A 13,788-nucleotide genomic window follows, 5' to 3' on the forward strand; every position below is an offset into this window, starting at 1 on the left:
GATCTTGGCACTCTGGTTACTGACAACTGAGAACTGACAACTGAGAACTGCTTTTAAACGTTAAAATACTTTGCCTCGGGATGGTGGGCAATAATGGCCGAGGTGGACTGCTCCGGCTCAAGCTGGAATCCGGAGGTGAGCCTCACGCCAATGGTTGTCTCGGGATCGAGCAGGCTGAAGATCTTTTCCTGGTCCTCCAGGGAGGGGCAGGCGCCGTAGCCGAAGCTGTAACGGCTGCCGCGGTATTTCTGGTGGAAGAGGTCGGCAATGTGGGGAGAATCCTCTCCCGCGATGCCGAGTTCCTCACGGATCTTCCGGTGCCAGTACTCCGCCAGCGCCTCCGCGGTCTCGACGCTCAGTCCGTGCAAGAACAGGTATTTGGCGTATTCGTTTGCGGCGAACAACTCCCTGGCCTTCTCACTGGCGCGCGCGCCTACGGTCACCAGCATCACTCCCAACGTATCGCGTCGGCCTGAGTCCGACGGGGCGAAAAAATCGGCCAGGCATAGGAGGCGATTGGCGCGTTGACGGGGAAAGTGGAAACGGACCTTCTCCTGGGGAGCTCCCTCCGGTGAAAAGACGACCAGGTCATCTCCCTCTGAGTTGCACGGAAAATAACCGTACACCACGCGCGGCTGCAGGATATTTTCCTGGATGCACTCCTCCTGCAAGGCGTCACGGATCGGGATATACTTCTCCACCAACACCTTTTCATACTCATCGCGTCCCATACCCCGAAGCTGCCACTGGTTCTTGAAGAGGGCGATGGGATTCACATAGCTGTATATCTCCCGCAGGTTGAGCTCTTCCGGCGGGACGACGCGTTTCCCCCAGAAGGGAGGCGTAGGAACGGGGACGTCTCTTGCCGTGTCGGAGCGGGCTGGCCCAGCGGGACGAGCGGCGGGTGTCTTCTTCGCGGTGGACTCGCGGATCGATTCGGTCGAAGGCGCCACGGCACAGCCGGCGGCCGCGGCCACTGCCGGGAGGTTCCCCGCCAGGTTCTCGGGGATCCTGTAAATTCCCGAGGCGACCAACTCCTCGTGCGTGGCCGGATCGGTAAGCTCATCCATTAATCTCAGCCCGGCGAAGGCATCCTGCCCATAGAACACCGGTCCCCGGTATTCGGCGCGCATATCCTCTTCCACGTATTTTCGGGTCAAGGCAGCGCCGCCGCACAAGACCGGAAGCCTCAGACTCAGGCGTTCCAGATCTTCAATCACGTACTTCATTTCGACTGTTGACTTCACCAGCAGGCCGCTTAACCCGATGGCGTCGGCCTGATGTTCAATCGCCGACCGGATGATGGTGTCGGAGGGCTGCTTGATGCCGAGATTGAAAACCTGGTAGCCGTTATTGGTGAGAATGATGTCCACCAGATTCTTCCCGATGTCGTGGACATCGCCTTTCACCGTCGCCAGAACGATCCGGCCCTTGGTGGCGCTGGTGGATTTGTCCATGAACGTTTCCAGGTAGCTGACCGCCGTCTTCATCACCTGCGCCGAGTCCAGCACCGACGGCAACTGCATCTTTCGGGCCCCGAATAGCTCGCCCACCACCCTCATGCCATCCAGCAGCACCGTGTTGACGATGTCGAGGGGAGAGTATTTTTTCAGGGCCGCATCGAGCAGGTGTTCGAGGGTGACCTTTTCCCCTTTGACGGTGGACACCTTTTCGCCGTTGATGATGGAATTCTTGAGGCGGTCTTCCACGGTCAGCTCGGATTCTTCTTTTTGCGACACGCTGAAGGTCTTCTTCTCAGCGCCTTCATAAAATTGAATAAACTTCTGAAGCGGATCGCCCTCCGAGCGGTCGAAATAGATCAGCTTGCGGGCCAGTTCGACCTCTTTTTCCGGAATCTTGAACAGCGGATAGATGCGCTGCCAGTTGACGATGGCGGCATCCAGACCGTGCTCCATGGCCTCATGCAGAAACACGGAGTTCAGGATGCGCCGCGCGTACATATCCAGGCCGAACGAGACGTTCGAGACCCCCAGGATGGTGAGGGCGCCGGGGATATTTTTCTTGATCAGCTCGATCGCCTTCATGGTCTCGATGGCGGCGGTGCGGTATTCCTCCTGGCCCGTGGAAATGGGCAGGGTGAGGGCATCGTAGAGAATATCGTTTGGAGCGACACCATACTTTTCGGTCGCAAGGCTGAAGATGCGCTGGGCCACAGCGAATTTCTTCTCCGCCGTCAGGGCCATGCCTTCCTCGTCGATGGTCAGGGCCACCACGGCGGCCCCGAACTTCTTGACCAACGGAAGCACCTGCGAGGTCCGCTTTTCCCCATCTTCGAGGTTGATGGAGTTGACAATCGCCTTCCCCGGGATCAGCTTGAGGGCCGTTTCGATGACCTCCGCTTCGGTGGAATCGATCATCACGGGAACCGGGACACGGGTGGCCAGCATCCGGATGGTTTCCTGCATGTAATGCTTTTCGTTGCCCCCCACGATGGCGACGCACAAATCGAGCACGTGCGAGCCTTCTCCCACCAGCCGCTTCGCCATCATCAGGATGTCGTCGTACTTCTCCTCGGTGACCAGCTGTTTGAACTTCGGATTGCGCGTCGTGGTGTTCATTTCTTCGCCCACGATCAGCGGACGCGGCTCCTGGGCCAGCGGGGTGGAAAAATAAATGGAGGCCGCGGCGCCGACGGGCTTGCGTTCACGCCGCTTCGGCGCCATCCCGCCGAGGGCTTCAACCACCTTGCTCAAATGGGCTGGTGTGGTGCCACAGCAACCTCCGACCATGTTCAATCCGTACTCCATCGAGTATCGTTTCAAGTACTGGGCCAGCTCGTCCGGCGTCAGGGGATAGGCGGCGCGCCCTCCGACGTTCTTAGGAATTCCGGCATTGGGCAGGCAGGAGATCCTCTTCGTGCAATTGTCTCCCAGATAGCGGACTGCGTCGTTCATCTCGCGAGGCCCGGTGGCGCAGTTCAGGCCGACAGAGATGATGTCGTAAGGCTCCAGGACCGTGAGCGCGGCTCCCACTTCGGTTCCCAGCAGCATCGTGCCCGTGTTCTCGATGGTCACCTGGACCATGACTGGAATGGTCTTTCGCGACTCCCGCAACGCACAAAAAACTCCCGCCAGGGCCGACTTGGTCTGGAGCAGATCCTGGCATGTTTCAATCAAGAGGACGTCCACGTTGCCATCGATCAAACCCCGGGCCTGTTCGTAAAATGCCTCGCTCATCGCATCGAAGGTAATGTGCCCGAGCGATGGCAGCTTCGTGGTCGGCCCGATCGATCCGGCGACGTACCGGCCATTGCCGCCGCCCGGTCGGTTCGAGTAATCGCTGGCCACCTCCCGCGCCAACTGAGCCGCTTTCAAGTTCAGTTCGTAGACCTTGTCCGCAAGCTCATATTCCGCAAGGACGATGCGGGTGGATCCAAACGTGTCGGTCTCGATGACTTCGCAACCCACATCCAGGAAGCCGGCATGCACCCGACGAACCGCGTCGGGTTTCGAGAGGACGAGGTATTCGTTGCAGCCCTCCTTCCCCCAAAAGTCGTCGGCGGTCAGATTCTGCACCTGGAGTGACGTCCCCATCGCCCCATCGAATATCAGGATCTTCTGTTCCAGCGTCTTAAGAAATGACAATACAATCACCCCTTTGGCACGATTTACCCACGCCCCTGCGAGCCTGGAGTCTCCCAATCGCTAAAGGGCTTCGGCGAATAGCTTGTCCCGACCAGCGCCTCCGAACGGCGCATTCGCGTCAACAACTGGAAAGCGTTGGAACAACCTCGGATTCTAAACGCTTTGGTTTCCCAGTGCAATACCGCTACATCCCTCTTGCACAATGGGACGAAGCATTGATCCCTTCACGGATGGCCTGATTGTGGTGGACTAGGCTTGCTGGACTAGGCTTTTCTCCAGACAGTTCTAAGGCAAGGAGGCAAGGTTTCCGTCCGAACCGATGGACACATCTGTCTCCAATTTCTCATAGAAGTCCCATATGGGAATCTATATTTCACCATTTCTAGAACGGACTCGCCTCAATCGCATAGAATCTCGTGTGTTTTCTGCAAAACCTGATCCTGACAGGAGGGTAAGATCCAGACTCACTGACTTTCTTTTCCATGAGTTTCTACAAAAATTTGGATTTTCATACCGCGCGCATGGAGACAAAATTATATAACTTTTTACAAATGAACTATTTGGAATGGCATTCCATTTTGGATACACGATTGCAGGAAGAATGGCATCTTTAGCAATTTTTGATCGATTTTATGGTTTACATTTTTAATGGATCTTCCCCTGAGACCAGCATTTCTAATTTCCGGGTAAAGCCGTGATTCCGGTGCAGGCTTTAGGGACTATCAGTTAATCCGCAATGGATCGCGTCAGGAAGCATTTTGTTTTTCCCAGTTCACCAAATGGCACCATTTCCAACGCAATATCCTTGAATCGGTCAGGATGAACAAATTCCTTTGTTACAACACAGGAGGGGTCGCCCTCCTCTTAAGTCACTTCTCCGTGGCGGCTTCATCTTTCTTTTCGCTCAAAAGGGAAAAAACAACAATCGAAAACCAAGGAGAAGATTCAATGAACAATCGTTCCACTCTTTTGAAACTTGTGATCTGGGGGGTTCTCTTTACGTTGGCCATGACGGACATGGTCATGGCCCAAGTATTGAATGCCAGGATGCGCGGCACGGTGACCGACCAGTCAGGAGCAGTCATCCCAGGCGTCAAGGTCACCGCCACGAATGTTGGCACTGGAAGCTCCAAGGAGTTAGTATCCGAAAACGACGGAAGCTTCGAATATCTTCAACTCGGGGTCGGCAACTACAAGGTCACGGCAGAAAAGTCCGGGTTTAAAATGTTCACGACAACCGGGATCCATCTGGTGACCAATCAAGTCTACCTTTTGAACATCTCCATGGAGGTCGGAGCGGTGACGCAGGAGGTTTCCGTTCAGGCGAATGCCACTCAAGTCGAAACCACCAACATGCAATTGGGAACGGTGGTCTCCGGATCCACGATCGTGGATATGCCGCTCAACGGCCGCAATTGGGTCCAGTTGCAGCAATTGCAGCCGGGCGTGATGTCGGCGTCTGACGGCCGCGGATCTTTCTCTACCAACGGCGGCCAGACGGACCAGAACGCTTACCTGATCAACGGAACCGACTCTCAGGACCTGCCGTTGAACACGGTGCTGTTTATCCCCAGCCCCGATGCCATTGCGGAATTCCGCCTGGTGACCAACACTCTCAACCCGGAATACGGACGCGCTTCCGGGGCGACTGTGAATGCCATCACGAAGTCCGGTACCAACCAATTTCACGGCAGCGGGTTTGAATTCTTCCGGGACACCAGTCTCGATACCCGCAACTTCTTCGGCGCTCCGCATCAAGCGGTGATTTTCCACCAGAACCAATTCGGTGGGACCATCGGAGGTCCCATTCGGAAGAATAACACCTTCTTTTTCTTCTCTTATCAGGGAACTCGGAACCGGGTGCCTCAGGCGGGTGGAAACTCCCCCGTGTACACCCAGGACCAGCGGAACGGTATCTTCCCGGATCTCGCCACGTCCTCGGTCTTGTCACCCTTCCCCCTGAAGGGCGAGAACGGAACTTTGTTTCCGGCTGGGACGCCGTATTCCACCATTTTCCCCACCGGACATATTCCCACAGCAGACTTCAATTCGGTCGCAGCGGGCCTGATGAACAAATTCGTTCCACTCCCCAATTCGGGTGCTAATTTCCTGTTTAACCCGACTACGACTGGATTAGCAGACCAGCTTATTGCTCGCATCGACCACACCTTCAGCACGAAAGATTCGATTTGGGGGAATTGGTTCTGGCAGAGAAACCCTACCACGGATACGTTGCCTTTCACGGGCGCCAATTTGCCGGGGTTCGCGGACGTGAACCAACGCCATCTTCAGCAGTACACGGCCAACTGGACCCACGTGCTCAACGACCATGTTGTGAACGAAGCCCGCTTTGGGTACAGTCGATTTAATTTTGCGGCGGTTACCCCAGTCACGCCAACGCTGCCGTCCTCAGTGGGTTTCACCGGGATCACCCCTCAAAACCCCGGATCGGCGGGGCTCCCCGTGATCACCGTCAGCGGGTTGTTTACCCTGGGATTTTCCACTAATGGCCCTCAGCCGAGAATCGATCAAACGTACCAGGTCACTGACAATCTGTCGTGGGTGAAGGGGAAGCACACGCTGAAATTCGGGTTCGATATGCGACGCGCTCAAGTGTACAACCCGTTCAACAATTCGAACAGTGGTTCATTTGGCTTTGGCGGTTCCGGATTATTCAGCACGGGAAATGCCGGGGCTGATTTCCTGCTGGGAATTCCGGACACTTACAACCAGGGCAGCGGTGACATCATCAATGCCCGCACGCAAGAGTACTACATCTACGCACAGGATCAATACAAGGTCCGACCCAACCTCACGCTGACTTACGGCGTGGGCTGGCAGATTGACACTCCCCTGAACGACAATTTTCATGACAATCACGCCATGGTCGCGTTCCGGCCGGGACAGCAGTCCACGGTATTTCCGACTGCTCCGGTTGGATATGTATTCCAGGGTGATGCGGGCGTGAATGCGTCAGGCTCGACTTACTTCAAGGATTTCGGCCCTCGTTTCGGATTTGCGTGGAGTCCGAATTGGGGTTGGCTCTCCGGCGGAGCGGGCAAAATGAGCATTCGCGGTGGATTTGGCCTTTACTTCAACCGCTCGCTCGAAGAGCAGACCTTGCAGTTCTTGGCCGATCCACCTTTCGGACTTTCCTCACCGGGGGCTTCCACGGTTGCTGGCGGGACCGGCAGTCCGGGCTTTGCCAATCCGTTTTGCGATGTCGCCGGTCGCGGGTGCGTTCCCAATCAATTTCCGTTCGGGGGCATTGCGCCCGGCACCCGGGTCGATTTCGCCTCGCTCTCTCCGTTTTTTGCCCTGTTCCAGGATCCCAAGACCCGACCCGCCTACTCACAGAACTTCAACCTCACGGTGGAGCGTCAATTGCCGGCCGACATGATCCTCTCCATCGGCTATGTGGGCGCTTTGGCCCGTCACAACGTGCTGATTCGGTCGTTGAGTCCCGGTCTGAATCAGGCCGGATGTGCGGCAAATCCCTCCTGTGTGGCCAACCGCGTCAATCAGGGATTTGTATTCCCGCAGAATTTCCCATTCGATATCAACGTGCTGGGCACGGTGCCGTGGAACACGGAGACCGTGGGGAACTCGAATTACAACGCCCTGCAGGTCAGCTTGAACAAACACTTTTCCCATGGCATGCAGTTCCTGGCGTCCTACACGTGGTCACACGCGATGGACAATGCCTCGGGCTTTGAGGATTCGGGATTCGGCGGAGGCGGTTTTGGACAGTTTGGAAGCGCGCGTGGCACGAATCCTTTCAACCTCAACGCCGGCTACGGGAATTCTGCTTACGATGCATCCCAGCGGTTTGTCTTCAGCTACACGTACGAGCTTCCCTTCGCCCACTTGATGGGACATAACCGTTTGACGGATGGATGGAAGATCACCGGCATCACGACGTTCCAGAGCGGGTTGGCCCTGGACGTGGTGGATGGCGGCTTCCGCTCTCTGTCGTGCTGGCAGTTTGACTTCGGGGTGTGCGCCGACGCGCCGAACTCGACTGGACCGGTTCAGTTCACCGATCCGCGCACTGCATCCTTCGTCAACGGCATCAAGGGTGGAACCACTTCGCGTACCAATTACTGGTTCAATCCGAACACCTTTGCCCTGGAGCCCTTCGGGACCTTTGGCAATGTGGGACGAAACAATTTGAGTGCTCCGGGTGTTTACAACTTTGATTTCGCGTTGTTCAAGGATACGAAGATCACGGAGTCGACCAAGGTGGAGTTGAGGTTTGAATTCTACAATTTCTTCAACCACACTCAGTTCAATGCTCCCGGTACCACGGATGTCAACTCGTCGAACTTCGGCCGGATCACTTCCGCAGCTCAACCACGACTGATCCAATTGGCAGCGAAGTTCTACTTCTAGGCTGTATCAAACCTTAAGGCTCTTGCAAGCGCTCCGATCCCATGGATCGGGGCGCTTTTTTTTGTGAACGTCAGCGGGTGGAATGACTCGGAGGTCCGCCCCCATTCTGCCCATCCAACCTCGGGCCCGAAAGGCCGGAGCGGTCAATTACCGCAATCTCCCTTTCCAAGCCTCCTTCAGAAAACGATTCCCACGAGTCTTGTTTCTTGAACAGGTGTTCCTGGGGGGCTAGGTTTGGCGAGTGGCAGTGGGTGTTTCTCCCATCGCGGGCTTTTGGTCACGCACGAGTATGACCCGCGATGAGTCAACTGGAAAATCCATATGCCCGCAGGCTCCGTCGTGTTCCTGGAATTTGCTCAAAAGGTCTTGACGGGCGGCCCAGTCCTTGTACAATTCTTGTCGCTCCATTCTCGAAAGCCCAATCTTCGAAAGCCATTTCATCCCCGAGGCGATTTGTCGCCTCGCAACGAGAACTGTGCGGGCTGTTGTTAAGCTCTCTTATTTCACACGCAGAGAGGTCGAAAAAACAATTCACCGGAGGCATCACCCATGATGAAAAAATTGCTTCAAGGCACGATCGCAGTCTTGCTTTTGCTGGTTTCAATTCTTCCATTGCTCGCCCAGCCGGCTCCGAGCGCGGGCCCGCCCAAAGTGATCTTAATCGAGCGCGAAGAGATTAAGCCGGGCAAGGGAACCGCCCATGAGAAGGAAGCCCATGGGTTCGTCCAACTGGCCGGCCGGGCGAAATCGGAGGCTCATTGGCTGGGGCTGTCCGCCATTTCCGGGAATGAGAATGAGGCGGTCTTCCTGGTCAGTTATCCTTCCTTCGAAGCCTTGGAGAAGGATCACATGAACTTCGAGAAGGCGGAGGGCGGCGCTCTGATGGCAGATCTCGAAAAACTCGAGGCCGCAGGTGCCGACATGCACGCCAGCCAGCGCGCCGTCCTGGCCGTTCTCCGGGAGGATCTGAGCTACCGCCTTAAAGATTTCACCGCCGACAGCATTGCGCACTCGCGCGTCGTTGAAATCGAAACGTTCCGGGTGAGGCTCGGCCATTTCGGGGAATTCGGGGAAGGGGCTAAGCTGTATTTCGGGGCCATGGAAAAGGCCAATGTGAACGCGCCCGTTGCGCTCTACCAGGCCATTTCCGGCGCCCCGGCGGGCACTTACTTTGCCATCTCTTTGATGAAATCGCTGAAAGAGATGGATGTGGATAATGACAAAGCCGTCATGGGAGCGCTTGGGGAAGAGAATGGAAAGAGACTGCAGACGCTTGAGCGCGACTCGGTTATGAATATCGAAGCGAACCTCTATGTCATCAGTCCCAGGATGAGTTATGTGTCTCGGGATCTGACGGGGATCGACCCGGGCTTCTGGACGCCGAAGCCGCCTGCGACCGCGAAGGCCGCCCCTACGCCGGCAGCCAAAGAAAGACCCAAGCAGTAAAAAGATTTTTTGATTCCGTAGGGCGACCCGCCGCGACGGATCGCCCTACAAAACCTAACCTACTTCCTCACCAACCGGATCTCAAATAATTTCGGCCACAACTTCCCCGTCACGACCAATCGATCTTTCGCCGCGTCATAGGCAATGCCGTTGAGGACATCGACCGGTTGCCCGCGATCGGCTGCCGGCAGGAGTCCGGTCAGATCAATCCAACCCAATACCTTCCCCGACCCCGGATCGAGGCGGACAATGTAATCGCTTTCGTACACGTTCGCATAGATCTCTCCTTTGACATATTCGAGCTCGTTCAGATTCGCCAGGGGCTGGCCATCGCTCAACACGCGGACCGTGCGCTGGGTCTGAAGACTGACCGGATCGAGAAACCGGATTTCGTTCGTCCCGTCGCTCATGATCAGAGAACGGTCATCATGCGTCAAACCCCACCCCTCGCCGGTGTACGAAAATTCCTTGAGAGGTTGAAACGTCTGGCGGTCATAGACGAATCCCTTGTGGGACTGCCACGTGAGTTGATAGATCTTGTCCCCGAGAACCGTAATGCCCTCGCCGAAATATTCCGACGGCAGATCATGCTGCTGGAGGACCTTCCCACTCTCGAGATCCACTCTGCGAAGGCTGGACCTCCCAAATAACCCCGTGCTCTCATAGAGCACTCCATTGGAGAATTCCAATCCCTGCGTGTAGGCGGCAGGGTCGTGAGGCCAGCTCTTGATGACTTGAAAGGTATAGAACGGAACTCCGTTTGTGGAGCCGCGGACATCGCTGGAGACCGGTGGAGATGATTCTCTCGGGCCATTTCCCGCCCTTTCGGTACAGGCTGGAGCAGTGAGAATGATCCATGGGATGATTATCTCAAGAAGGATCCGGTACATTCGCTTCTTATCTTTCATATGACTTTGCGTCTCTGTGGTCATAGTGTTTTGCGGGCGGTCAAATTCGAGATGGATTCATCCCCGCCAGGAAACGGGTTGGGCGATGACGTCCATCCTGTCGAGTTCGGACCACTCCCCCGATTGAATTTGCCGATTGTTGAATCCGCCCGAAAGATTACGAGGAAGCACGACCGTCGTCAAGCGCCGGATTTTCAGAAAGGGGGTCGAAGCAGGACACGAAGACATCTTCCTTCAAAAAAAGTGACTCGGATTCGGATAAAGAACAATTCGATTCGCCATCACGGGCCCGGAAGACAACCCTCAAGGCCGGAGGGAACAGGGCGGGAACACCGACAATATGGACCCATAACCCTGGGCCCGGAGGGCCACCAGAATGTAGCCCCGTCTGAGCCCCGCGCTTTTTGTTTTTGCGGGGCGAGGGCGGGGTACCGACGTTCTCAAAGTCACTCGAGCCCCGCTTGCGGGGCGAAAGAATTGTTCAAGACGTAAAAACCAACTATTTGCCATTTGCACTCCAAAGCATGAAGCCCGCCTCGCCTCAGGAAAATTCACAATCAATTGGCCGGATGCGGAATTTTATGGCCGCACCTCGTATGGCGCTGGCGGAGGTCCCCTTTTTGAAATCCTATCTTTCGCCCCTTGAAGGGGCTCTGACTTTTCTTATATCACTACCCCGCCCTCGCTCTCCCGCAAAAAGCGCGGGACGGAGCTCAGGCGGGGCTACATTCTGGTGGCCCTCCGGGCCTAATCGGACTCCTTTTCATTTCTTGTGTTGAACTTCGTTCCGTCGCAAGAAACGTGGGATGGAGCTGACGCCGCAGCGGATCCCAAAAGGGCCATAATCTCTCTGCCCTCTCGGCCCATCAATTGATAGAATAACAACACCACCCAATCTTGACTGCCTGAGAAGGAGCCGTCTTATGAACCACCGTATTGAATCGGATACCATGGGAGAAATTCCGGTCCCCTCGGATAAATACTGGGGGGCGCAGACGCAGCGGTCGTTCGAGAACTTTGTGATTGGCGGGCAAAAAATGCCCCTTGAAGTGATCCGCGCCTTTGCGGTCTTAAAGAAAGCGGCCGCACTGACCAATGTAGAGTTGGGTGTCCTGTCGCGGGAGAAGGCCGAGGTGATTGGCCGCGTGTGTGATGAGATCTCTCAAGGGAAGCTCGACGAACACTTCCCCCTGGTGGTATGGCAGACGGGGTCGGGCACCCAGTCCAACATGAACGTCAATGAGGTCATTTCCAACCGGGCCATCGAGTTGCTGGGGGGCCAGATGGGCTCAAAGAAACCCATCCATCCCAATGACGACGTCAATAAATCGCAGTCCTCCAATGACACCTTCCCGACGGCCATGCACATTGCCGCCTACAAGTTGATCGTGGAACATACCCTCCCCCGGATGGAACGGTTGAAACAGACGTTGGATCAGAAATCCGCGTCCTTCATGAGCATTGTCAAGATCGGGCGCACCCACTTGATGGACGCCACGCCGCTCACTCTGGGCCAGGAGTTTTCCGGTTATGCCTCTCAACTGAAACACTCCCTCAACGCCATCCGGAATTCGCTGGATCACCTGGCGGAGCTGGCGCTGGGTGGGACAGCGGTGGGAACCGGATTAAACGCTCCCAAGGGGTTTGCAGAGAACGTGGCCGCCAGGATTGCGGAATTATCCGGCCATCCTTTCAAGAGTGCCGAGAACAAGTTCGAATCACTCGCCTGCCACGACGCCCTTGTCGAAACGTCCGGGGCCCTGAAAACGGCAGCGGCCAGTCTCATGAAGATTGCCAACGATATTCGCCTTCTGGCCTCAGGTCCGCGGTGCGGAATCGGAGAGATTAGCATCCCTTCGAACGAGCCCGGGTCCTCGATCATGCCCGGCAAGGTCAATCCCACCCAGACAGAGGCGATGACCATGGTTTGCGCTCAGGTGATGGGAAATGACGTCGCGATTAATATAGGGGGCCTCGGCGGACACTTCGAGCTGAATGTCTTCAAACCCATGATGATTTTCAATTTGTTGAACTCCGCCCGGTTACTGGCAGACGCCTGCGATTCGTTCAACAAACACTGCGTCATGGGGATCGAGCCGAACCATGAGCGAATTCGATCTCACCTGGAAAATTCCCTCATGCTGGTTACGGCGCTGAACCCTCACATCGGTTACGACAAATCCGCCGCCATCGCAAAAAAGGCGCACCGGGAGGGTCTCACGCTGAGACAAGCCGCAATCCAACTCGGCTACGTGACCGACGAGGAGTTCTCGAGGTATGTTGTCCCGGAGAAGATGGTGGGAGAACTTTTGTGATCTCTCTCTCGGCGATCGACCTTCCCTTTACTGACATTGAAGATGAATCCCCCCAGCGGAAGCTGGGGGATTGTGGCGGCGGAACGCTGGGGCGGGAGGTTGCATCTGAATCATTCCCCGACTCCCGTCGGGGGGATTATATGGGAAAGGGCCGGAGGCCCCAGAAGGCTGAACTTGAACCATCCCCTCCGCCGAGGCGGACCGTCGGGGGAATTCCATTGGAGGGTGGCGGGAGGGCGCGCACCTCGGGCGCATTTAGAGGAAACACCCCCGCTTGTCCCGCTCCAGAATTCGGGAATGACTGCCGGGTGCGAGAGCCCCCTTCAAGGGGACTTGACCTTGTACAGCCCGCCGGGCGGGATGCGGCCTTCTGTGGAAAACGGCTCGTCATGAGGCAACAGCAAATCGATCTTCACCTCCCACCCGATAGATCGGGGCACGCGCCACTGCCGTCGGGGGGATTCACATCCACGCTTTACTTCCGGTTGATGGCCTCCTGGAAAATCTTGAACGAACGCGGGTCAAACAAGACGAAGATAACCTGCCCGACGCTCGATTGGGGGTGGCTTGGAGCGAAATCGCGGACGGCCCGGACCATGGCTTCGGCGCACTCATCCGTCGGAAAACCGGCAACGCCCGTGCCCAGGGCCGGAAACGCCAGGGATTTCATCTTGAGATCGGTCGCGATGAGGAGGCTCGCTTGTGTCGCCTTGTAAATGATTTCGCCGCTCGTCAGAGAGCCTGGTCTCTTGGGTATCCGTTCATCCTCCATCCGGTAGCCCATGACAGCAGCATGAATGACCGCCTTGTTGGGGAGATTTCCTGCCGTCGTCGCGATCGCCTCACCCAACCGGATCGGACCTTTGGCGCGCGACTCCCGGTCAATGACATCTCCCCCCTTGCGCCGGATCGCACCGGCCACACCCGCCCCCAGAACCAAGTCGGTATTGGCCGCATTTACAATGGCATCCACTTCGACCTGCTCGGTAATGTCCCCCTCCAGCACAGAGACCTTCATGGCTCACCTCGAACTCTCCACCCGGTCTGCCCGTTCCACCGCTATACCCTTCAGCGATTCTCAATCACAAGGGTTCATTGTGCTACAATTCCCTCTCTGATCCG

The 13,788-nt window shown here is 56.3% G+C and carries 6 protein-coding genes; 3 read left to right on the forward strand and 3 right to left on the reverse strand.

Annotated elements, in window-relative coordinates; translation table 11 throughout:
- Window positions 1-53: 53 nt before the first annotated feature.
- Entirely contained in the window at window positions 54-3,611 is a 3,558-nt protein-coding gene (gene metH, locus LAO21_19070) for a methionine synthase (GenBank protein MBZ5554825.1), read from the reverse strand.
- A 942-nt stretch (window positions 3,612-4,553) separates the two neighbouring features.
- Between metH and LAO21_19075 the strand changes: the two genes are divergently transcribed.
- Both LAO21_19075 and LAO21_19080 read left to right on the forward strand, forming a co-directional pair.
- Window positions 4,554-7,997 carry a carboxypeptidase-like regulatory domain-containing protein gene (locus tag LAO21_19075; GenBank protein MBZ5554826.1) on the forward strand — a complete coding sequence of 1,148 codons (3,444 nt, stop codon included), beginning with the start codon at window positions 4,554-4,556 and terminating at the stop codon, window positions 7,995-7,997.
- Window positions 7,998-8,546: 549 nt separating this feature from the next.
- Window positions 8,547-9,443, forward strand: coding sequence for a hypothetical protein (locus tag LAO21_19080; protein MBZ5554827.1), 897 nt, complete (start codon window positions 8,547-8,549; stop codon window positions 9,441-9,443).
- Window positions 9,444-9,502: 59 nt separating this feature from the next.
- Here the strand turns inward: LAO21_19080 and LAO21_19085 are convergent, their stop codons facing one another.
- Window positions 9,503-10,333: a glutaminyl-peptide cyclotransferase gene (locus LAO21_19085; GenBank protein ID MBZ5554828.1), complete on the reverse strand. Its 831-nt coding sequence runs from the start codon at window positions 10,331-10,333 to the stop codon at window positions 9,503-9,505.
- 941 nt (window positions 10,334-11,274) lie between these two features.
- On the opposite strand from LAO21_19085, the gene fumC reads away from it, so the two are divergent.
- Window positions 11,275-12,666: a class II fumarate hydratase gene (gene fumC, locus LAO21_19090; protein ID MBZ5554829.1), complete on the forward strand. Its 1,392-nt coding sequence runs from the start codon at window positions 11,275-11,277 to the stop codon at window positions 12,664-12,666.
- A gap of 475 nt (window positions 12,667-13,141) precedes the next feature.
- Here the strand turns inward: fumC and LAO21_19095 are convergent, their stop codons facing one another.
- Window positions 13,142-13,684, reverse strand: coding sequence for a macro domain-containing protein (locus LAO21_19095; GenBank protein MBZ5554830.1), 543 nt, complete (start codon window positions 13,682-13,684; stop codon window positions 13,142-13,144).
- Window positions 13,685-13,788 lie beyond the last annotated feature (104 nt).

The sequence above is a fragment of the Terriglobia bacterium genome, assembly GCA_020073085.1.
Lineage (GTDB): Bacteria > Acidobacteriota > Terriglobia > JAIQFV01 > JAIQFV01 > JAIQFV01.

Excerpts from the sequence above, each read along its gene's own strand:
- LAO21_19075 (MBZ5554826.1), top strand. The coding sequence starts at position 4,554 with ATGAACAATCGTTCCACTCTTTTGAAACTTGTGATCTGGGGGGTTCTC.
- LAO21_19080 (MBZ5554827.1), top strand. The coding sequence starts at position 8,547 with ATGATGAAAAAATTGCTTCAAGGCACGATCGCAGTCTTGCTTTTGCTG.
- LAO21_19085 (MBZ5554828.1), bottom strand. The coding sequence starts at position 10,333 with ATGTACCGGATCCTTCTTGAGATAATCATCCCATGGATCATTCTCACT.
- fumC (MBZ5554829.1), top strand. The coding sequence starts at position 11,275 with ATGAACCACCGTATTGAATCGGATACCATGGGAGAAATTCCGGTCCCC.
- LAO21_19095 (MBZ5554830.1), bottom strand. The coding sequence starts at position 13,684 with ATGAAGGTCTCTGTGCTGGAGGGGGACATTACCGAGCAGGTCGAAGTG.